We start from the raw sequence: 21,482 nt of genomic DNA on the forward strand, positions 1-21,482 counted from the left end.
CGACGACAATCCAGGCCATGTACGCACTGTTTGATGACGCCGGGAAGTTCCACGCCGGCCGCGTGATGTCCGAAGCCGACACCTCGATGCAGATCGAGCTCGACTCCGGCAAGCGCGTGAAAGTGAAATCCGCCAACGTGCTGCTCAAGTTCGAGCAGCCGTCTCCGGCCGAGCTGCTGGCCGAAGGGCAGCGCCTCGCGCAGGACATCGACCTCGACCTCGCCTGGGAATTCGCACCCGACAGCGACTTCGGCTTCGCCGACCTGGCACGCGACTACTTCAACGACAAGGCGAGCGCGGCGCAGCAGGCCGCGGCACTCTTCCGCCTGTTCGAAGCGCCGCACTACTTCCGCCGCCTCGGCAAGGGCCAGTTCAAGAAGGCGCCGGAAGAAATCGTGAAAGCCGCGCTGCTCGGCATCGAGCGCAAGAAGCAGCTGGCTGCGCAGATCGACGCCTGGGCGCAGGAGCTCGTGGCCGGCCAGTGCCCGGCGCCGGTGCGCGAGCAGCTCTACAAGATCCTGTTCAAGCCCGACAAGAACGCGGCCGAGTACAAGGCGGTGGTCGAAGCGGCAAAGCTCTCGCACACCGCCCCGCTCGACCTGCTGAAGGCCGCGGGCGCCATCGACTCCCCGTACCAGTTCCACTGGAAGCGCTTCCTGTTCGAGAACTTCCCGAAGGGCACCGCCTTCCCCGCGCTCAGCGCGCCGGAGATCAAGGACAAGCTGCCCGTGGCCGGCGTGCAGGCCTTCTCGATCGACGACTCGCAGACCACCGAGATCGACGATGCCCTCTCGGTGCAGGGCCTGGGCACCGGCACCGTGGTGTTCGGCATCCACATCGCCGCGCCGGGCCTTGCGATCACGCCCGAAGGCGCGGTCGACAAGGTGGCGCGCGACCGCCTGTCGACCGTCTACATGCCGGGCTACAAGCTCACGATGCTGCCCGACGACGTGGTGCAGGCCTACACGCTCCTGGAAGGGCGCGAGTGCCCGGCGGTGTCGCTCTATGTGAGCTATGACGAGGTCACGCTCGCGGTGAAAGGCAGCGAGACGAAGCTGGAGCGTGTGCCCATCGTGACCAACCTGCGCCACGACCAGCTCGACGCAGTGATCACCGAAGCCTCGCTCACCGGGGAGGCACCGGCCGACTACGCGCACGCGGCGGAGCTGGCCTTCGCCTTCCGCCTCGCGCGGCACCTGAAGGCCGCACGCGAGGTGGTGCGCGGCAAGCCTGAAAACTTCAATCGCCCCGACTACAACTTCCGCCTTCAGGGCAACGACGGCCGCGAGCCGCAGGGCGACGAGACCGTGCTGATCAGCACCCGCACCCGCGGCGCTCCGCTCGACCTGATCGTGGCCGAGGCCATGATCCTCGCCAACAGCACCTGGGGCGGCTGGCTCCACGAGCTGGGCGTGCCCGGCATCTACCGCAGCCAGGCCAGCATGGCGCCGGGGGTCAAGGTGCGCATGGGCACCAAGGCCGCACCGCACGCTGGCATGGGTGTCGCGCAATACACCTGGGCGACCTCGCCGCTGCGCCGCTATGTCGACCTCGTGAACCAGTGGCAGATCATCGCGTGCGCCCGCCACGGCCGCACCGCCGCACTCGCCGCGCCGTTCAAGCCGAAGGATGCGGCGCTCTTTTCCATCATCTCGAGCTTCGACGCCGCCTACACCGCCTACAACGGCTTCCAGTCGGGCCTCGAGCGCTACTGGACGTTGCGCTACCTGGCCCAGCACGACCTGCAGGAACTCGACGCCGCGGTCATGAAAGACGGCCTGGTGCGCGCCGAGACGCTGCCGCTCGTCTTCAAGGCCGTGGGCGCCGAGCGGCTGCCGCGTGGCGCGCTGGTGCGCGTGCGCATCACCGGCACCGACCTGCTCACGCTCGACGTGCATGCGAGCGTGCTGCAGCGCCTCGACGACCCGTCGACCACGGCCGATGACGCGGTGGTCGAAGACGCCGAGATCGAGGAAGCCGAAACCGCCGGCCCGCTCACCCTGGCGATCGATGTGCAAGGGGATGCAACCGAGGAAGCAGCCGGCGCCAGCGCGGTAGCATCGTCGCCCTCGGTTTAACGGTTCTTCATGGCCAAGTTTTCGGTCCTCCAGGTTTCACTCGGTGTCTCGGTCGTCGTGCACGTCGGGTTGCTGGCGTGGCCGGCTGTCGACCCGGAAGGTTTCACCCGCGCGTTCCAGGACACGCCGCTCGAGGTGATCCTCGTCAACTCGCGCTCGACTGAAGCGCCGACCAAGGCGCAGGCCCTCGCACAGCGCAACCTGGCCGGCGGTGGCGACGTCGACCGTGGCCGCGCCACCTCGCCGCTGCCGAGCGCGGCCGTGACCGAGATCGGCGATGCCGCCGAAGACACCCGCAAGCAGATCGAGCAGCTGCAGGAAGAACAGCAGCAGCGCCTGGCCATGGTGCGGCGCGAGCTGGCGGCCATGCCCCAGCCCGACCCCAAGCGTGCCGGCACCCCGCAGGAGCGTTCGCAGGAAGAGCACCGCAAGCAGCTGCTGCAGTTGCTGGCCGAGATCGAAAAGCGCATCAACGAAGAAAACGCCCGGCCGAGAAAGCGCTACATCAGCCCCTCGACCCGCGAAGAGGTCTACGCGATCTACTACGACCAGCTGCGCCGCAAGATCGAAGACCGTGGCACGCGCAACTTCCCGGAGCACCAGGGCAAGAAGCTGTACGGCGAGCTGGTGATGATCATCACCGTCGACTCGGCCGGCCGCATCGTCGAGACCGAGGTCGTGCGCAGCTCGCAGAACAAGCTGCTCGACAAACGCGCCATCTCCATCGTGCAGGCCGCCGCGCCCTTCGGTTCCTTCACGACGGCGATGAAGAAGCAGGCCGACCAGCTGGTGGTGCACACCCGTTTCCGCTTCTCGCGCGAAGACGGTTTTGAAACCTCGGTCGCCGCACCCGTCAAGCAGTGAGCCCTCCAGATCGTTACGTCGTCGCCGGCAACCCGGTCGAACACAGCCAGTCGCCCTTCATCCACGCCCAGTTCGCCCAGGCGACCGGGCAAGCCGTGGCCTACGACCGGCTGCTGTGCCCGCTCGATGGCTTCGAGGCCACGGTGCAGGCCTTTGCCGAAAGCGGCGGGCGCGGCTGCAACGTGACGGTGCCGTTCAAGATCGACGCCTACCGCCTGGCCGCGCGCCGAAGCCGGCGCGCCACGCTGGCCCAGGCCGCCAACGTGCTGCGCTTCGACGCCGAGGGCTGGTACGCCGACAACAGCGACGGCATCGGCCTCGTGCGCGACATCGAGCGCAACGCCGGCATCGTCCTGAAGGGCCGACGTGTGCTGCTGGTCGGCGCGGGTGGGGCCGCCGCGGGCGCGCTCGGGCCGCTGATCGAAGCCGGCCCGCAGGAGATCGTGGTCGCCAACCGCAGTGTCGACAAGGCCGAGGCGCTGGTGCAGCGGCATGCCGAGCTGGCGCATGCCCACGGCGTGACGCTCTTCGCCCGCTCCCTGCAGGCGGCCGGCAAGGCTTTCGATGTCGTGATCAACGCCACCGCGACCAGCCTGAATGGCGCGGCCATCCCGGTTCCTGCCAGCGTGCTGAGCCGCGGCGGCCTGGCGCTCGACATGATGTACGGCCCGGCCACCCAGGGCTTTCTGCAATGGGCCGAGCAGCACGGCGCCAAGGCGCGCGACGGCCTGGGCATGCTGGTCGAGCAGGCGGCCGAAGCCTTCCACATCTGGCGCGGCATCAACCCCGAGACAGCGCCGGTGCTCGCGGCGCTGCGCGCCCGACTGGCGTCCTCATGAGCGGCGTCGTGCGGCATCTGTTGCGTGTGATCGGCCTGGTGGTGGTGTGCGGCGTGTCGCTGCAGGTCTACTTTCTCGCGCGCATCGGGATGATGAGCGTCGTCGATCCGCAGTCCACCACCTTCCAGCGCTCGGAGATTCGCCGCATCGTGGCCACGCAGCACCAGCTGCTGTGGAGCCAGCGGTGGGTGGATGACGAGCGCATCTCCGACCACCTCAAGCGTGCGGTGATCGCCTCGGAAGACGCAGGCTTCACCGAGCACAGCGGCGTCGAATGGGAGGCGCTGGAAAAGGCGTGGGAGAAAAACCTGCGCGCCGAAGCGCAGGCCGAGCGTGTCAATGAACGCCAGGCGAAGCAGGCGGCGCGCAGCAACCGCCCGCCACCCGAGAAGCCCAAGGCCACGCCCAAGATCGTCGGCGGCTCCACCATCACCCAGCAGCTGGCGAAGAACCTCTTCCTCAGTGGCGAGCGCAACTTCCTGCGCAAGGGCCAGGAGTTCGTCATCACCTTCATGCTCGAAGGCACGCTCTCCAAGCGGCGCATCCTCGAGATCTATCTCAACAACGTGGAGTGGGGCGAAGGCCTCTTCGGCGCGCATGCCGCGGCGCGCCACTACTTCCACGTCGATGCCGACAAGCTCGGCGCCTACCCTGCGGCGCGGCTTGCGGTCATGCTGCCCGCACCCAAACGCTTCGAGAAACGGCCCAACTCGGCCTATGTGATGGGCCGCGCCAGCACCGTCGTCGCCCGCATGGGCGCAGTGGAATTGCCCTGAGCCCGCGGGCCCCGGCTTCCTAGAATCCCGCACATGGGCTCCCAACTCAGCGCCGAAGTGGCCAGCACGGCCGCGCGCCTCATCGTCGAAGAAGGCATGGAGTACGGCCCGGCCAAGCGCCGCGCGGCCAAGCTGCTCGGCCGAGGCAGCGTGCGCTCGGTCGACCTTCCGGGCAACGACGAGGTGGAAGACGAGGTGCGCTCGTACATCGAACTCTTCTGCGCCGACACCCAGCCGGGCGAGCTGCTCGCGCTGCGCAAGGTTGCGCTCCTGTGGATGGAGCGCCTGCAGGACATGCGGCCCTATTTGACCGGCGCCGTCTGGCGCGGCACGGCCACCCGGCTCTCCAGCGTGCACCTGCAACTCTATTGCGACGACTCCAAGCAGGCCGAGCTGACGCTCATCGACAAGCGGGTCGACTACGACGTGGGCACGATCGGCGGCCCGCGGGGCGAGCCGATCGACGTGCTGACCGTCAGCACCATGAGCCCCGAGTTGGGCGAAGCCGTGACCGTGCACATGAGCATCCTTGACCACGACGACGTGCGCGGCGCGCTGAAGTCCGATGCGCGAGGCCAGTCCGAGCGGGGCGACCTGGCGGCGCTGCGCCGCCTGCTGGAAGCGAGCGCGCCATGAACCGACGCCATGCCCTTCTGACCGGCGGTGTGGCATTGGCCGGTGCGGCGGCCGGCGCCGGCTGGGCCTGGTGGCGCCACCGCGAGACCGCGGCCGACGCAGGCGCCGAGCAAGCCCTCTGGCAAGAGCGCTTCGAGCGCCCGGAAGGCGGCGAGCTGATGATGTCGGCCCTGCGCGGCCAGCCCTTGGTGCTGAACTTCTGGGCCACCTGGTGCGCACCGTGCGTCAAGGAAATGCCTCTGCTCGACGCTTTCTACAAAGAGCACAAAGCCAAAGGCTGGCAGGTGGTCGGTCTCGCGATCGACAGCCCGACCCCGGTCCGCGAGTTTCTGGGCAAGCTGCCGATCACCTTTCCGATCGGCTTGGCCGGGCTGAACGGCGTGGACCTGAATCGAGCCCTGGGCAACCCGAGCGGTGCGTTGCCGTTCAGCGTGGCGTTCGACCGCCAGGGAATGGTCATCTTCCGCAAACTGGGCCTGCTCAAGCCCGAAGACCTGGCGCAATGGGCCGAAAAGTTCGCCTCCGGGCAATAAATTGCCTTCGTGCGCGGATCAGCACTCAAAAACGCGTAAAGTTCGGCCTTCGCTTTTGAAGCGAGCCCGGCTTCATGCAAATCCTCGTCCTTCACGGCCCGAATCTCAACCTGCTCGGCACGCGCGAGCCGGCGGTCTATGGCTCAACGACTTTGGATCAGATCAACGCAGAACTTGCGAAGATCGCCGCCGATGCTGGCGCCAAGCTGGAAAGCTTCCAGAGCAACCACGAAGGCGCCCTGATCGACCGTGTGCAAGCCGCGCGGCTCGACGGCACTGACTTCGTGATCATCAACCCCGGCGCCTTCACGCACACGAGCGTGGCGCTGCGTGATGCGTTCGCGGGTGTCGCCATCCCGTTCATCGAAGTGCACCTGTCGAATGTGCACCGTCGCGAGCCGTTCCGCCACCATTCTTATTTTTCCGATCTCGCTGAAGGCGTGATCGTCGGGCTGGGCGCCGATGGATACCGCCTGGCCCTGGGCCATGCGCTCAAGCGCGGCCCGAAGGCCTAGACCAAGGCCCACACCGGCGCGTCGCCCTCGACGGTGACCGACGCCGCCTCATAACGACAGGAGTTGGAGAACACATGGACCTGCGCAAACTGAAGACGCTGATCGACCTGGTGTCTGAATCGAACATCTCCGAGCTTGAGATCACCGAAGCCGACGGCAAGGTGCGCATCGTCAAGAGCGACCCGGCCGCTGCCGTGGCCGCTCAGCCGGTGGTCTACCAGGCCGCGCCGCCGCAAGTGGCTGCCGCGCCTGTGGCGACCCCGGCGGCACCTGTGGTGGCTGCCGCGCCCGAAGCCCCGGCCGCACCGACCGGCCACATCGTCAAGTCGCCGATGGTCGGCACCTTCTACGGGGCGGCCAGCCCAGGCGCCAAGCCCTTCGCCACCGTCGGCACGGTGGTCAAGGAAGGCGACCCGATTTGCATCATCGAAGCGATGAAGATCATGAACGAGATCGAAGCCGACAAGGCCGGCACGGTCACGCAGGTGCTGGCGCAGAACGGCCAGGCCGTGGAATTCGGGCAGCCCTTGTTCGTCATCGAATAAGGCGCGGCTCATGTTCAAGAAAATTCTCATCGCCAACCGGGGCGAGATCGCACTGCGAATCCAGCGCGCGTGCCGCGAGATGGGCGTCAAGTCGGTCGTCGTCTATTCCGAAGCCGACCGCGACGCCAAGTACGTGAAGCTCGCCGACGAGGCCGTGTGCATCGGCCCGGCCGCGTCATCCCACAGTTATCTCAACATGCCGGCGATCATCTCGACGGCCGAAGTGACCGACGCCGAGGCCATCCACCCCGGCTACGGCTTCCTGTCGGAGAACGCCGACTTCGCCGAGCGCGTGGAGCAAAGCGGCTTCACTTTCATCGGCCCGACGCCCGAGTCCATCCGCATCATGGGCGACAAGGTCTCGGCCAAGCAGGCCATGATCAAGTCGGGCGTGCCGTGCGTGCCCGGCTCCGAAGGTGCACTGCCCGATGACCCGAAGGAGATCGTGAAGATCGGCCGCGCGGTCGGTTACCCGGTGATCATCAAGGCCGCCGGTGGCGGCGGTGGCCGCGGCATGCGCGTGGTGCACACCGAAGCCGCGCTGCTGCACGCGGTGCAGACCACCAAGGCCGAAGCGGGTGCCGCCTTCGGCAACCCGGCGGTCTACATGGAGAAGTTCCTAGAGAACCCGCGCCACATCGAGATCCAGGTGCTCGCCGACGAGCACAAGAACGCCGTGTGGCTCGGCGAGCGCGACTGCTCCATGCAGCGCCGCCACCAGAAGATCATCGAGGAAGCGCCGGCGCCGGGCATCCCGCGTCGCGTGATCGAGCGCATCGGCGAGCGCTGCGCTGCCGCCTGCAAGAAGATCGGCTACCGCGGTGCCGGCACCTTCGAGTTCCTCTACGAGAACGGCGAGTTCTACTTCATCGAGATGAACACCCGCGTGCAGGTGGAGCACCCGGTGACCGAACTCGTGACCGGCGTCGACATCGTGCAGATGCAGATCCGCGTGGCGGCCGGCGAGAAGCTGCCCTTCACGCAACGCCAGATCGAGATGCGCGGCCACGCCATCGAGTGCCGCGTGAACGCCGAGGACCCGTACAAGTTCACCCCGTCGCCAGGACGCATCACGACCTGGCACGCGCCGGGCGGGCCTGGCGTGCGCGTGGACTCGCATGCGTACACCAACTACTTCGTGCCGCCCAACTACGACTCGATGATCGGCAAGATCATCACGCACGGCGACACGCGCGACCAGGCCTTGGCGCGCATGCGCATTGCGCTGTCGGAGACGGTGGTCGAAGGCATCCTCACCAACATTCCGCTTCACCGTGAGTTGATGGCCGATGCCAAGTTCATCGAGGGTGGAACCAGCATCCATTACCTCGAGGGCTGGATGGCTCAACACAAGCGCTGAGCCATGCTGGAGCTGTTGCTCGTCGTGCCTGAAGCGCTGGTGGAGCCGGTTTCCGATGCGCTGATGGACGAACTCGAGGCGCTCTCGGTGTCGGTGGAAGACGCCGACGCCGACACCGCCCTCGAGCAGGCACTCTTCGGCGAGCCTGGCATGCCGGCGCCGCGCGGTGGCTGGCAACGCTCGGTGGTGAAGGCGCTGTTCGAGCGCGAAGAGACCGCCACCGAAGCGGCCACGCTGCTGCTCGCACAAGAGTGGGCACAAGACGTCCACGTGCAGTCGCTGCAGGCCGTGCCTGACCAGGACTGGGTGCGCCTGACGCAATCGCAATTCGCCCCCGTTCCGATCACGCCGGACTTCTGGATCGTGCCGAGCTGGCACGAGCCTCCCGCGCAGGCGACGACGCTCATCCGCCTCGACCCCGGCCTCGCCTTCGGCACCGGCACGCACCCCACCACCCGCATGTGCCTGCGCTGGACCGCACAGCACGCCGCACCCTGGCCACGCGTGCTCGACTACGGCTGCGGCTCGGGCATCCTCGCCATCGGTGCGGCACTTCACGGCGCACAGCAGGTCGACGCGGTCGACATTGATCCGGCCGCCGTGGTGTCGACGAAGGCCAACGCGAGCGCCAACAGCGTGACGGTCAACGCCGGTCTGCCCGAGGCGGCGAGCGGCGAGTACGAGCTCGTGCTCGCCAACATCCTCGCCACGCCCCTCAAGCTGCTGGCCCCGTTGCTGTGTGGCCATGTGCGGCCCGGCGGCCACCTCGTGCTGGCCGGCATCCTCGAGCGGCAGGCCGACGAGTTGAAAGAGGCCTATGCCCCCTGGTGCGCACTCGAGGTCAGTGACACCGAGGATGGGTGGATCCTGATGACGGCCCAACGGCGCGTGTGATGCGGCATGGCATGATTTCGCCATGAGCCTGGCCACGCGTTGCATCTCCTGCGGCACCGTCTTTAGAGTCGTTCAAGACCAGCTCAAGGTTTCCGAAGGCTGGGTGCGCTGCGGCCGCTGCAACGAGGTCTTCAACGCGATAGAAGGCTTGTTCGACCTGGAGCGCGACGCGCCGCCCAACTGGAAGCCGCCCCCTGCTCCGCCTGCCCCACCGGCCGCCTCCGTCGCCGCCTCGTACGACCCGCAGTCCGAGCCGCCCGACGACGACGATGTCTTTCAGCTGAGTGACAACGACCGCATCCACTCGCGCTTCTTCCAGCCCGAGCAGGCCGATGTCGACCTGACTCCGGCGCAAGCGGTCAAGCGCCGCGACAAGCGCGACTTCGCCGAAGCACGCTTCAACGAAGCCCTGCTCGACGAGCAACCGCTCGAGTCCGAGACCCGGCGCAAAGGCGGCGGCACCGGCATTCCACGTTCGTCGGTGAAGGCGGCGCGTGCGCAGCTCGAAGCCGCACGCCGTGGGCCGGGCTTCGTGCAACAGGCCAAGCAGCGCGCGCGCTGGCGCAGCCCGGGCATGCGCGCGCTGCTGGGCCTGCTGTTCCTATTGCTGGCCGCCACGCTGGTCGGCCAGGCCGGCTACCACTTCCGCGACCTTTGGGCGGCACGTTGGCCTGCCACCCGGCCCGCCTTGGCGCTCGGCTGCCAATGGCTCGACTGCCAGTTGCAGCCGCCGCGCCGCATCGACGACGTGGTGGTCGAGAGCAGCACCTTGTCGCCGGCCCCCGGGGGCAACGGCTACCGGCTGTCGCTCGTGTTGCGCAACCGCGGCGCGATGACGCTTGCCATGCCCTCGATCGACCTCAAGCTCACCGACTCGACGGAGCAGCTGCTCGCGCGCAGAGCGCTTGCGCCCAGCGACTTCCGCGTCAACCCGCCGGTGCTGGCACCGGGCAGCGAGTCCAACCTGCAGCTGATCTTTTCCTCATCGGACCCGCGCCGCGTCAACGGCTACACCGTCGAAGCCTTCTACCCCTGACGGCGACTGGGCCCGCATCATTCCTTCCACGGAGTTCTTCCATGTCTGCACTCATCTGCGGTTCGCTCGCCTTCGACACCATCACAACCTTCCCGGGGCGCTTTGCCGAGCAGATCCTGCCGGAGCAGGTGCACATCCTGAACGTGTCGTTCCTCGTGCCCACACTGCGCCGCGAGTTCGGTGGCTGCGCCGGCAACATCGCCTACACGCTGCGCCAGCTCGGCGGTGAGCCGCTCGTGATGGCCGCCGTGGGCGCCGACGGGCAGGACTATTTGGCGCGTCTCAAGACCTGGGGTGCAAGCACGGAGTTCGTTTGCACAGTGACGGAGACCTACACCGCGCAGGCCATCATCATCACCGACCAGGACAACAACCAGATCACCGCCTTTCACCCGGGTGCAATGCAGTCGGCCCACCTCACTGCGGTGCCTGCGGGGCGCCCGGACATCGCCATCGGCATCGTCGCACCTGACGGGCGCGACGCAATGCTGCAGCACGCCGAGCAGTTCTCGAAGGCCGGTGTGCCCTTCATCTTCGATCCGGGCCAGGGCCTGCCGATGTTCAACGGCGAAGAACTCAACGCCTTCGTGCAGCAGGCCACCTGGGTGGCCGTCAACGACTATGAAGGCCGCATGCTGTGCGAGCGCACCGGCAAGTCGCTCGAGGCGCTGTCGAACTCGCATCTGAAAGGCGTGATCGTGACCCTCGGTGCCGACGGCTGCGAGGTCTGGCAGAAGGGCCAGCGCACGCACGTGGCCGGCGTGAAGGCATCCGAGGTCGTCGACCCGACGGGCTGCGGCGACGCCTTCCGCGGCGCCCTGCTCTACGGCCTGGAGCGCGGCTGGGAACTCACCCGCTGCGTCGAACTCGGCAACCGCATCGGTGCGCTGAAGATCGCCTGCCGCGGTGGGCAGAACCACGTCATCGACCGGGCAGCGCTCGGCCTCTGACGCAGCGAAGCGTCTCTCACTCGCGGCGCTGGCCTTCGGTCAGTGTGTCGAGCTGGAAGCGGCCGCTGCCGTCCATCAGCCACACGTCCAGATAACGCACACCGCCGCTGATGCGCGCAGGCACCGGCAAGGGCTGCGCGCGCTTGATCATCTCGCGCACAGCGGCCGTGACATCCGGGGCATGCGACGGCTCGCGGATCATGTTGACCTCCACCACCTGGCCTTGCCCGTCGATCACCGTCTCGACCACGGCCACTGCATGCAGCAGCGGAGGCAGCTTGCCGCGGTAGATGCGGTCGGGGTAGGCGTCATAGAGGTGGCGCGCGCCGTCCTGGCGATAGGTCTTGGCATCGGCCGCTTGAGAGGGCTTCACCGCTGCGACCTGCACCGGCTCCGACATGAAGGCGTTCTGAGCCTGCGCCGAGAACGCGACCACCAGCGCCGCGAGCGCGGCCACTGCATGGGTTGGCTGGATCGACTTCATCACTCACCTCCGAACGAAGCTGTCGTTCAAAAAGTGTAGGAAGCCGGTCTGGCGGCGTGCTGTGAGGAAATCACATTGCTGCGCCGCGTCTCATCTCGGTGGATGAAGGTTCGTGACGCAAGTCTCGGCCATAAAAAAACCCGGCCGGAGCCGGGTTTCGTCGAGAGACCTAGTCGCCTCAGGGCTTGGCGCCCGTCGGGAAAGGCCATGCAGCAGCGGGGCTGAGCGCAGTCTTGGCCGCCGGTGCTGCAGCGGGCTTCGCAGCAGCAGGGGCAGCAGGTGCGGCAGCGGCCTTCTTCGCAGCAGGCTTCTTCGCAGCCTTCTTCGCAGCAGGCTTCTTGGCCGCAGGCTTCTTCGCAGCCTTCTTCGCAGCAGGCTTCTTGGCAGCGGCCTTCTTGGCAGCCGGCTTCTTCGCAGCAGCCTTCTTGGCAGCCGGCTTCTTCGCAGCAGCCTTCTTGGCAGCCGGCTTCTTCGCCGCGGCCTTCTTGGCTGCCGGCTTCTTGGCGGCGACCTTCTTGGCTGCCGGCTTCTTGGCGGCGGCCTTCTTGGCTGCCGGCTTCTTCGCTGCAGCCTTCTTCGCTGCCGGCTTCTTCGCTGCGGCCTTCTTCGCCGCGGGCTTCTTGGCTGCGGCCTTTTTGGCGGCAGGTTTCTTTGCAGTTGCCATTACATTTCTCCTTGATCAAGTTGAAAAAGCACTGCGTTGCCCCGACGACGTGTCGACACTCCGCAGCTATTCACCGTCCGAAAGTCTGCCCAGGAGGGGCGCCCCGATCCGGTGAATGGGGTTGCGACGCACTGCTCACCGCTTCTGTGTCGGTGAATCGAATGCATCGCGAATCTTGATCTGCCACAAACGACCTGCTGCGCTTTGCCGCTCAGTGAAACGTCAATCCCACGAGAGCGCGCCACCCGATTGGTACTCGATGACGCGCGTCTCGAAGAAGTTGCGTTCCTTCTTCAGGTCAATCATTTCGCTCATCCATGGGAACGGGTTTTCCTCGTTCGGGAAGAGCTCTTCCAAACCGATCTGCGTTGCACGCCGGTTGGCGATGTAGCGCAGATAACCTTTGAACATCGATGCGTTGAGGCCAAGCACGCCGCGCGGCATGGTGTCTTCAGCGTAGCGATATTCCAACTCAACTGCTTTCATGAAAAGAGCCCGGATTTCCGCCTTGAATTCGGCCGTCCACAAATGCGGGTTCTCCAACTTGATCTGGTTGATGAGGTCGATGCCGAAGTTGCAGTGCATCGACTCGTCTCGCAGGATGTACTGGTACTGCTCGGCGGCGCCGGTCATCTTGTTCTGGCGGCCGAGCGCGAGGATCTGCGTGAAGCCGACGTAGAAGAAGAGGCCTTCCATCAGGCAGGCGAAGACGATCAGCGACTTGAGCAGCGTCTGGTCGTTGGCCGGCGTGCCGGTGTGGAAGTTGGCGTCCATGATCGCGTTGATGAACGGGATCAGGAACTCGTCCTTGTCGCGGATCGACTTGACTTCGTTGTAGGCGTTGAAGATCTCGCTCTCGTCGAGACCCAGCGACTCCACGATGTATTGATACGCGTGGGTGTGGATCGCCTCTTCGAAGGCCTGGCGCAGCAGGAACTGGCGGCACTCGGGCGCCGTGATGTGCCGGTAGGTGCCGAGCACGATGTTGTTGGCGGCCAGCGAATCGGCGGTGACGAAGAAGCCGAGGTTGCGCTTGATGATGCGACGCTCGTCTTCGGTCAGGCCGTTCGGGTCTTTCCAGGTCGCGATGTCGCGCGACATGTTCACTTCCTGCGGCATCCAGTGATTGGCGCAGGTGGCGAGGTACTTCTCCCAGGCCCACTTGTACTTGAAGGGGACGAGCTGGTTGACGTCGGTCTTGCCGTTGATGATGCGCTTGTCGGCGGCCTTCACCCGATGGGTGTCGGTGGTGCTCGTCGAAGCGGTGGAGACAGGTGCAATGGACTCTGCGAAGACCGGAGACGACACGGCCGCACGCGCTTGAACGGGGAGGCTCTGCGCGGGGTTCGTCTTGTGATTGCTCGAGGGCTTAAGGTCTTCTTCCCAAACCAACATGGTGGATTTCCTGTGCGGTTGAATTATCGGAGTGTTGTGTCTAAACACCAAGCACTTATTGACATTGCGGCCGCTTCGCTGTTGCTGTGTCGCATCGAAATTCGATGCTGCACAGCAACTCGCAAAGCGTTGATGAACTCGACGCGAGATGCATCGCGTCGCTCATCACGTCACTGACAAGCCTCGCACGTCGGGTCATCGATCGCACAGAACTTCACGTCGGTCGCGGGCTCCGCATCGACGCTCAATGCAGCCGGCATTGCAGCGACTGGTGCCGCAATCATCGACGACGAAGCACCACTCGACACCGCATTCAGCTGGCCCGCCTTCACCGTCGACTTCTCGGTCTGCGAAGCGCTGATCGTGCGCAGGTAGTAGGTGGTCTTGAGGCCACGCACCCAGGCGAGCTTGTAGGTCTCGTCGAGCTTCTTGCCCGAAGCGCCGGCCATGTAGATGTTGAGCGACTGGGCCTGGTCGATCCACTTCTGGCGGCGTGCCGCAGCTTCCACCAGCCACTGCGTCTCGACCTCGAAGGCGGTGGCGTAGAGGTCCTTCAGATCCTCAGGCACGCGGTCGATGCGGCGCAGCGAACCGTCGAAGTGCTTGAGGTCCATGACCATCACGTCGTCCCAGAGGTTGAGCTTCTTCAGGTCGCGCACGAGGTACTCGTTGACGACGGTGAACTCGCCCGACAGGTTGGACTTGACCGAGAGGTTGCCGAAGCTCGGCTCGATCGAGGCGCTGACGCCGATGATGTTGGAGATGGTCGCGGTCGGGGCGATGGCCACGCAGTTGGAGTTGCGCATGCCGTGCTCGCTGATGCGGCCGCGCAGCAGGCTCCAGTCGAGGCTGGTGCTGCGGTCGACGTCGACGTAGCCACCGCGTTGCTCGGCCAGCAGTTCGAGCGAGTCGATCGGCAGGATGCCGCGGTCCCACAGCGAGCCGCGGTAGCTGGAGTAGCGGCCCCGCTCCTGCGCCAGCTCGGTCGAGGCCCAGTAGGCGTAGTAGCAGACGGCTTCCATCGAACGGTCGGCGAACTCCACCGCCTCTTGCGAGGCGTAGGGCGTGCGCAACTCGTACAGCGCGTCCTGGAAGCCCATGATCCCCAGGCCCACCGGGCGGTGGCGCAGGTTGGAGTCGCGGGCCTTCTTGACGGCGTAGTAGTTGATGTCGATCACGTTGTCGAGCATGCGCATCGCGGTCGCGACCGTCTTCTTCAGCTTGGCGTGGTCGATGACCTTGCGACCGTCAGGCCCGTCCTTCAGGTGATGGACGAGGTTGACCGATCCCAGGTTGCAGACGGCGATCTCGCTCTCGTTGGTGTTGAGCGTGATCTCGGTGCAAAGGTTGCTGCTGTGCACCACGCCCACATGCTGCTGAGGCGAGCGCACGTTGCAGGCGTCCTTGAAGGTGATCCAGGGATGGCCCGTCTCGAACAGCATCGAGAGCATGCGGCGCCACAGGTCCTTGGCAGGCATCTTCTTGAAGAGCTTGATCTCGCCACGCGCAGCCTTGGCCTCGTAGGCGGTGTAGGCCTCTTCGAAGGCCTTGCCGAACTTGTCGTGCAGGTCGGGGCAGGTGGACGGCGAGAAGAGCGTCCAGTCGCCACCTTCCATCACGCGGCGCATGAACAGGTCGGGAATCCAGTTCGCCGTGTTCATGTCGTGGGTGCGGCGGCGGTCGTCGCCGGTGTTCTTGCGCAGCTCCAGGAACTCCTCGATGTCGAGGTGCCAGCTTTCGAGATACGCGCAGACGGCGCCCTTGCGCTTGCCGCCCTGGTTCACCGCCACGGCGGTGTCGTTGACCACCTTCAGGAAGGGCACGACGCCCTGGCTCTTGCCGTTGGTGCCCTTGATGTGCGAGCCGAGCGCGCGCACGTTGGTCCAGTCGTTGCCCAGGCCGCCGGCGAACTTGGAGAGCAGCGCGTTTTCTTTCAGCGCTTCATAGATGCCGTCGAGGTCGTCGGCCACGGTCGTGAGGTAGCAGCTTGACAGCTGCGAGCGGTGCGTGCCCGAGTTGAAGAGCGTCGGCGTGCTCGACATGAAGTCGAAGGTCGACAGCACTTCGTAGAACTCGATGGCGCGGGCTTCGCGGTCGATCTCGTTCAGCGCCAGGCCCATCGCGACGCGCATGTAGAACGCCTGCGGCATCTCGATGCGCATATCGTTCACGTGCAAGAAGTAGCGGTCGTACAGAGTCTGCAGGCCGAGGTAGTCGAACTGCAGGTCGCGGTCGGCCTTGAGCGCAGCACCCAGCTTGGCCAGGTCGTACTGCATCAGCTTCTCGTCGAGCAGCTCGGCCTGCACGCCCTTCTTGATGAAGGTCGGGAAGTACTCGGCGTAACGGGTCTGCATTTCGGACTGCAGCAGCTCCTCGCCGATGATTTCCTTGCGGATGGTGTGCAGCAGCAGGCGCGCGGTGGCGCGGGTGTAGCCGGGGTCCTTCTCGATCAGGGTGCGGGCGGCCAGGATGGCGGCCTTGTGCACTTCGTCCATCGGCACGCCGTCGTACAGGTTGCGCTTGGTCTCGGCCAGGATGGGGTCGGGCTTCACGTCGGCACCGAGGCCTTCGCAGGCGGACTCGACCAGCGTCTGCAGGCGGCCCATGTCGAGCGGCACACGCTGGCCGCCGTCGGTCACGAAGAGCGCGGGCTCGGCGGCCACGGCCGGCACGCCCTGCTTGGCACGCTCCTGCGAACGGCGCTCGCGGTACAGCACGTAGGCACGCGCCACTTCATGGTGTCCGCCGCGCATGAGACCGAGTTCGACGTGGTCTTGCACGTCTTCAATATGGAAGGTGCCACCACCCGGACGCGAACGCAGCAGCGCACGCACCACCGACTCGGTCAGTCCGTCGACCGTCTCGCGCACGCTGGCCGAGGCCGCGCCCTGCGTGCCATGCACCGCCAGGAAGGCCTTCATCAGCGCCACCGCGATCTTGTTGGGCTCGAACGAGACCACAGCGCCATTGCGGCGAATGATCTGGTAGCCCTGGTAAGCCGACACCGGCGCGCCCGCGGTCGCGGTGCCGGTGCGGGGTGCGGAGGGGGTGCTGGCCGATGGGGTGGAGACGGTTTGCATGGTGTTTCCTGTCGTCATGTCGGTTCGATGGAGTTCGGTCTCATTCGTGCGCTCGGCGCAGGCTTGTGGCCTCAGCAGCAAAAGCTGCGGCCGACCTCGTGGAGACGGGGGCGCGGGAACGTGGAACGAGAAGAGCAGGTAAGAACGAGGTGCGCTACTTCGAGCGCCTTGCATTGCTGGCCCTTGCACTTTGCCGGTCGTGATGCACCGCTGCGTTGCGCAGCAGGCCCTGTGAACGGGGCAATGGTGGTGGGCATGGAGCGTGTGTTTCTGGAACAGAAGGATAACACGAAGGGACACTATATCTAGGGCTCCGACCACCTTCAAGCACTAGGGATAGCGTCTTACCCTAAGAGGGGAAACACAGCTGTTCGGGGCATCCGGCAGGCCTCGCGCCGCGATTGCGCGCAAGCGCCCATGCCTGCACCTTCTGCGATTGCGCATCGCGCATTGATGCGGCATGCAGGCGTGTTTGGTCGTGCATGGCGCGCAGCGCAAGGCTGCGCTTCACGCACCTCCTCAAATCGAAGGAGACGTGTCGTCGGGAAAGTACGGAGCGGGCCAGCCGAGCTGCGACTTCAGACGCGCCCAGTCGAAACCCGGCCCCGGATCCTGCTTGCGGCCAGGTGCCACGTGCTCGTGGCCGACCACCCACCGCAGCGGGTAGTCGCGCGCCAGCCGCTGCAAGAGCATGGCCAGCACGTCGTACTGCGCCGGCTCGAACGTCTCGCCTTCCAGCCCTTCGAGCTCAATGCCGATCGAGTAGTCGTTGCAGTTCTCGCGCCCGCGCCACACCGAGCGGCCGGCATGCCAGGCGCGGTCTTCGCACGAGACGAACTGCAGCAGTTCACCATCGCGGCGCAGCACGAAATGCGACGACACCTCCAGGCCACGGATCTGCTGAAAGTACGGGTGGGCGTCCCAGTCGAGTCGGTTGGTGAAGAGGCGCTCGATCTCGTCGCCGCCATAGACCCCCGGCGGCAGGCTGATCGAATGGATCAACGCCAGGTCGATGTCGACACCCGCTGGCCGCGGGCCGAAGTTGGGGGACGGGCAAGCCCGGGCCTCGCCGAGCCAACCCTTGCGGGCGGGCTGCGAGGGCGTCGTCATGTGTCGTCGCCGCGCTCGGTCTCGGGCGCTTCGGGCTCGCCACCGACGTGCACACCGAGGCGCGCCATGCGATAGCGCATCTGCCGCAGCGACAGACCCAGGCTTGCGCCCGCAGCGGTGCGGTTGTAGCGGTAGCGCTCGAGCGCGCGCTCGAGCACGTCGCGCTCGACCTCGTCGAGGTAGGCCGCCAGGTCGGTGGGGAGCGGCGCGGGTGCGGGCGCCTGCGCCGGCATCGGCGCGGCTGGCGCAGCGGCGATGGACGCGACCGCCGACGACGACACCGCATCCGGCATGTCCAGCGACAGGTCGAGCACGCCGAGATCGGACACGTCGATGTCTTCGCCCCCCGAGAAAGCCACGGCGCGGTGCAGCAGGTTCTCGAGCTCCCGCACGTTGCCGGGGAAGCTGTACCGCGCGAGCTGGGCGAGCGCCTCGCGCGTGAGCCGCGGCGGCGGCCACACCCCGGCGTCGCGCGAGATGCGCTCGAGCACACGATCGCAGATCGCGGGCAGGTCTTCGAGCCGCTCGCGCAGTGGCGGCACACGGATCTGGATGACGTTGAGACGGTAGTAAAGATCTTGCCGGAAGCGGCTGGCCTGCACCTCCGCGCCCAGGTCCTTGTGGGTGGCGCTCAGCAGCCGCACGTTGACGGCCTGCTCGCTGACCGCGCCGACAGGGCGCACCGAGCGCTCCTGAATCGCGCGCAGAAGCTTGCTCTGCATCGCCAGCGGCAGGTCGCCGATCTCGTCGAGGAAGAGCGTGCCGCCGTTTGCAGCCTGGAAGAAGCCTTCACGGTCGTCGGCCGCGCCGGTGAAAGCGCCTTTGCGGTAGCCGAAGAACTCGGCTTCCAGCAGATGCTCGGGGATGGCGCTGCAGTTGACGGCGATGAAGGGCTGCGCCGCACGCGGGCTGACCTCGTGGATGGACCGTGCCACCAGTTCCTTGCCGGTGCCCGACTCGCCGCTGACCAGCACCGGCGCCATGCTGCGGGCCACCTTGTCGACCAGCGCGCGCACCTGCTGCATCGCTGCCGACTGCCCGGCCATCCGGTTCATGGCCTGGCTCGCGGGAGGCGCTGGCGGCGCAGCCTCGAGCGCCACGGCGCGCGGCTCGCCCCCAGAGGCGGCACCGTGGCTCGACGGCAGGCTCGACGGCACCACGGTCGGTGACGCGGCCGGTGAACGCCCCAGCGCCGACGCGACGACAGCGCGAAACTGCTTCAAGTCGACCGGCTTCGTGAGGTAGTCATAGGCGCCAGCCTTGAGCGCCTCGACCGCGTTCTCGGCGGAGCCGTACGCGGTGATCACGATCGCCTTCTCGCGCCGGCCGGCCTCTTCCAGGCGGCGCAGCAGATCGAGCCCGGTGCCATCGGGCAGGCGCATGTCGGTGATGACGGCGCTGTAGGTGCGGTCCTTCAGGTGCAGCCAGGCGTCTTCGACCGTGCCCGCGGTTTCGACGTCATACCCCTCGCGCAGCAAGGTCAGCTCGTACAGCGTGCGCAAGTCCGGCTCGTCGTCGACGACCAGCAGGCTGAAATGCGAAGGGGATGATGTCATGAGGACAATTGCAATCGTGCTTCGGCGGCAACGTTCTCTGGCAGGGCTTGGCGGCGCATCGCGACGGAGAACTCGTTGCGGTTGCTTTCGACGGCGCTGCGCAGCCGGTAGTCGATGCGGGCGCCGTAGCGCTCGCACAGTTCGCGGCAAATATACAAGCCCAGCCCGGTGCCTCGGCTGCGTGTGGAGAAGAAGGGCTCGAAGAGATAGCGTTCGACTTCGGGCGGGATGGGGTCGCCGTCGCTGGCGACGCTCAGGACGGCATGGGTTTCATCGCGCACGTACAGCCGCAGCATCACCGCCCCCGGCCGCTTGGTGGCGTGCCGGCAGCCGTTGTCGAGCAGGTTGACCAGCACGCGCCGCAGATGGTCGGCATCGAACACCACGCCCACCGGCTCGTCGGGCAGCTTGACCTGCAGCACGCTCTGGTCGCCCAGCACCACCCCATTGGTGCGCGCCCATTCCGAGCACACCGAGGCGATCAGCGACACGGCATCGATCGGGCCGGTGGCGTGCACGTCGCTCGGCGCCACTTCCATCACGTCGTCGACGATGCGTTTGAGCCGCTCGACGTTGTCGGTCACCATGCGGGTGAGCTGGCGCTGCGACGGCGTCGTGGCGTCTTCGGCCATCAAGGCATTGGCCTGAGAGATGGCCGCCAACGGGTTGCGGATCTCGTGTGCGATGCCGGCGGAAATACGGCCCATCGCCGCGAGCTTCTCCTGCCGGGTGCGGGCCTGCATGCTGCGCACGTCTTCGAGGAACAGCACGCACAGCTCCTCGCTGGCCTGAGGCTCGCGGCGGCGGGTGAAGCGCATGCGCACGCGCAGGGTGCGCGCGAGAGCACTTTCGAAGCCGAGCACCACGTCGCGGCCAGCCTCCGGCCAGGCGGCTTCGGCGAACGCCCGCTCCACCGCTTCGACAAGGCTGCGCCAGGCTTCGACATTGCGCAGCTGGAACGGCGCTTCGCGACACATGCCTTCTGGGGCCAGCAACAGCCGGGCCGCCGGGTTGGCAGCGCGCACGCGTCCGCGCCGGTCGACCACCAGCACGCCTTCCTGCATCTCCTCGATCACCAAGCGGTTGAGCTGCGCCTGCTGGCGCGCGAGTTCCAGGCTGCCCTTGGCCGTCAACTCTTCGCGCGCGAGGCGGCCTGCAAGCTCACCGGCCAAGAGGGTGATGACGAAGAAGCCACTGCCAGCCAGGCCGGCTTGCGTCATCAGCAGCGTGACCTCGCCACCCGACACCACGCCCCATGCGGCGATCCCGAGCAGCGCGAGCGTCACGATCGACGCCGTCGCCAGCGCCATCGTGCGCGGGGTGAGCACGCCGGCCATCAGCACCGGCAGCACGAGGAGCGCGACGTAGTTCAGCGTGGCCGCGGGCGACAGCACATGCAGCGCGATGAAGCACACGATGTCGACACCGATGGTCGCGAGCCACTGCGGGCTGCCCATCTTCGACAGCGCCTTGGGCGCCGCAGACCGCCGCAGCCGCGGCAGCAACCAGGTCGTCACCGACAGCGCCGCATACAGGATGCTCACCGCCAGAACGGCGAGCGACGGCCGCACCGCGAAGAACCCCGTCACCGCCACCGTGGCGATCAGCGCCAGGCCGAGGGCCGCACGCGCCGCAATGAACGCGCCATAGATGCGCTGGAACGCCGTCTGGCCCGAGCCGATGATGCGCCGGGCCTGGCGGGTCAGGAAGCGGGAATCGCCTTCGTTGCCGCGCATCGCGGCCCAGTTGCCGTCGTAGCGCGATTCATCCTCGGCCGACGGGACCTCACCGCGCATCTGCGTGTCGCCATCGACGCCGAGCGCGCCGAACCACGACTCGTCCACCGGCCTTGGCTTGGGTGTGCTCGCCATGCGGCGCCGCTCGGCAGCTCGCCGTTCGCCACTGCGCGAGGTGTTGGCCATCAGTCGCCCCGTGATCGCTCGAACAGGCTGCGGTGGGCCTCGCTGCAAAACACGCCACCGCGCCCGGGAAGCGACTCGCTGCGCGGCAGGTGCACGCCACACTGTGCGCAGCTGACCATGTCTTCAGGGATGGCGGGAGGCGGCGGGGCGGCATCGGGCCGCGGCGGCAGCTTCGGCTTGCGCAGGGAGCGCATCAACCAGATGGTTCCGAGCACCACGGCCAGCAGCAGGATGAATTTCATGGG

At 66.6% G+C, this 21,482-nt stretch carries 20 protein-coding genes; 12 read left to right on the plus strand and 8 right to left on the minus strand.

Annotated features, from left to right (window positions below):
• Positions 1–17: 17 nt before the first annotated feature.
• The 12 genes from RXV79_RS21325 to RXV79_RS21380 all read left to right on the plus strand — a co-directional run bounded on the left by RXV79_RS21325 (position 18) and on the right by RXV79_RS21380 (position 11,026).
• Positions 18–2,078: a ribonuclease catalytic domain-containing protein gene (locus tag RXV79_RS21325; RefSeq protein WP_316700108.1), complete on the plus strand. Its 2,061-nt coding sequence runs from the start codon at positions 18–20 to the stop codon at positions 2,076–2,078.
• Between the two features lie 9 nt (positions 2,079–2,087).
• A complete protein-coding gene (locus tag RXV79_RS21330; protein ID WP_316700109.1) occupies positions 2,088–2,942 on the plus strand; it encodes an energy transducer TonB in 855 nt (284 codons plus the stop codon).
• On the plus strand, positions 2,939–3,781 hold the full coding sequence (aroE, locus tag RXV79_RS21335; RefSeq protein WP_316700110.1) for a shikimate dehydrogenase: 843 nt from the start codon (positions 2,939–2,941) through the stop codon (positions 3,779–3,781). Before RXV79_RS21330 ends, aroE begins: the two co-directional genes overlap by 4 nt.
• Positions 3,778–4,557 (plus strand): transglycosylase domain-containing protein, encoded by a 780-nt coding sequence (locus tag RXV79_RS21340; protein WP_316700111.1) that lies wholly within the window; start codon positions 3,778–3,780, stop codon positions 4,555–4,557. The genes aroE and RXV79_RS21340 overlap by 4 nt, the downstream gene beginning before the upstream one ends.
• A 33-nt stretch (positions 4,558–4,590) precedes the next feature.
• Positions 4,591–5,193, plus strand: a complete 603-nt coding sequence (locus tag RXV79_RS21345) for a hypothetical protein (protein WP_316700112.1) — start codon at positions 4,591–4,593, stop codon at positions 5,191–5,193.
• A complete protein-coding gene (locus tag RXV79_RS21350; protein ID WP_413816638.1) occupies positions 5,190–5,726 on the plus strand; it encodes a TlpA disulfide reductase family protein in 537 nt (178 codons plus the stop codon). Before RXV79_RS21345 ends, RXV79_RS21350 begins: the two co-directional genes overlap by 4 nt.
• A gap of 74 nt (positions 5,727–5,800) precedes the next feature.
• Positions 5,801–6,241, plus strand: coding sequence for a type II 3-dehydroquinate dehydratase (gene aroQ / locus RXV79_RS21355; RefSeq protein ID WP_316700114.1), 441 nt, complete (start codon positions 5,801–5,803; stop codon positions 6,239–6,241).
• Positions 6,242–6,315: 74 nt separating this feature from the next.
• Entirely contained in the window at positions 6,316–6,786 is a 471-nt protein-coding gene (gene accB / locus RXV79_RS21360; RefSeq protein WP_316700115.1) for an acetyl-CoA carboxylase biotin carboxyl carrier protein, read from the plus strand.
• A gap of 10 nt (positions 6,787–6,796) precedes the next feature.
• A complete protein-coding gene (gene accC, locus RXV79_RS21365) occupies positions 6,797–8,146 on the plus strand; it encodes an acetyl-CoA carboxylase biotin carboxylase subunit (protein ID WP_316700116.1) in 1,350 nt (449 codons plus the stop codon).
• Between the two features lie 3 nt (positions 8,147–8,149).
• The gene (gene prmA, locus RXV79_RS21370; RefSeq protein WP_316700117.1) at positions 8,150–9,040 is read left to right on the plus strand and encodes a 50S ribosomal protein L11 methyltransferase; all 891 of its coding nucleotides are present in this window, start codon (positions 8,150–8,152) and stop codon (positions 9,038–9,040) included.
• 22 nt (positions 9,041–9,062) lie between these two features.
• A complete protein-coding gene (locus RXV79_RS21375) occupies positions 9,063–10,076 on the plus strand; it encodes a zinc-ribbon and DUF3426 domain-containing protein (RefSeq protein ID WP_316700118.1) in 1,014 nt (337 codons plus the stop codon).
• Between the two features lie 41 nt (positions 10,077–10,117).
• The gene (locus tag RXV79_RS21380; protein ID WP_316700119.1) at positions 10,118–11,026 is read left to right on the plus strand and encodes a carbohydrate kinase family protein; all 909 of its coding nucleotides are present in this window, start codon (positions 10,118–10,120) and stop codon (positions 11,024–11,026) included.
• A 16-nt stretch (positions 11,027–11,042) separates the two neighbouring features.
• Here RXV79_RS21380 and RXV79_RS21385 read toward each other — a convergent pair whose 3' ends face one another.
• The 8 genes from RXV79_RS21385 to RXV79_RS21420 all read right to left on the minus strand — a co-directional run bounded on the left by RXV79_RS21385 (position 11,043) and on the right by RXV79_RS21420 (position 21,479).
• A complete protein-coding gene (locus tag RXV79_RS21385; RefSeq protein ID WP_316700120.1) occupies positions 11,043–11,510 on the minus strand; it encodes a hypothetical protein in 468 nt (155 codons plus the stop codon).
• Positions 11,511–11,688: 178 nt separating this feature from the next.
• Positions 11,689–12,174: a histone H1-like DNA-binding protein gene (locus tag RXV79_RS21390; protein ID WP_296727682.1), complete on the minus strand. Its 486-nt coding sequence runs from the start codon at positions 12,172–12,174 to the stop codon at positions 11,689–11,691.
• A 222-nt stretch (positions 12,175–12,396) separates the two neighbouring features.
• Positions 12,397–13,569: a ribonucleotide-diphosphate reductase subunit beta gene (locus RXV79_RS21395; protein WP_316700121.1), complete on the minus strand. Its 1,173-nt coding sequence runs from the start codon at positions 13,567–13,569 to the stop codon at positions 12,397–12,399.
• Positions 13,570–13,739: 170 nt separating this feature from the next.
• On the minus strand, positions 13,740–16,649 hold the full coding sequence (locus RXV79_RS21400; protein WP_316700122.1) for a ribonucleoside-diphosphate reductase subunit alpha: 2,910 nt from the start codon (positions 16,647–16,649) through the stop codon (positions 13,740–13,742).
• Between the two features lie 519 nt (positions 16,650–17,168).
• Complete coding sequence (ampD, locus tag RXV79_RS21405) at positions 17,169–17,759, minus strand: 1,6-anhydro-N-acetylmuramyl-L-alanine amidase AmpD (protein ID WP_316700123.1); 591 nt, start codon at positions 17,757–17,759, stop codon at positions 17,169–17,171.
• The gene (locus RXV79_RS21410; protein ID WP_316700124.1) at positions 17,756–19,315 is read right to left on the minus strand and encodes a sigma-54-dependent transcriptional regulator; all 1,560 of its coding nucleotides are present in this window, start codon (positions 19,313–19,315) and stop codon (positions 17,756–17,758) included. Before RXV79_RS21410 ends, ampD begins: the two co-directional genes overlap by 4 nt.
• Positions 19,312–21,237, minus strand: a complete 1,926-nt coding sequence (locus RXV79_RS21415; RefSeq protein ID WP_316700125.1) for a sensor histidine kinase — start codon at positions 21,235–21,237, stop codon at positions 19,312–19,314. The genes RXV79_RS21410 and RXV79_RS21415 overlap by 4 nt, the downstream gene beginning before the upstream one ends.
• Positions 21,237–21,479, minus strand: a complete 243-nt coding sequence (locus RXV79_RS21420) for a PP0621 family protein (RefSeq protein ID WP_296727662.1) — start codon at positions 21,477–21,479, stop codon at positions 21,237–21,239. Before RXV79_RS21420 ends, RXV79_RS21415 begins: the two co-directional genes overlap by 1 nt.
• Between the last annotated feature and the right edge of the window lie 3 nt (positions 21,480–21,482).

Source organism: Piscinibacter gummiphilus, assembly GCF_032681285.1.
In the GTDB taxonomy this organism is placed as follows: Bacteria; Pseudomonadota; Gammaproteobacteria; order Burkholderiales; family Burkholderiaceae_C; genus Rhizobacter; species Rhizobacter gummiphilus_A.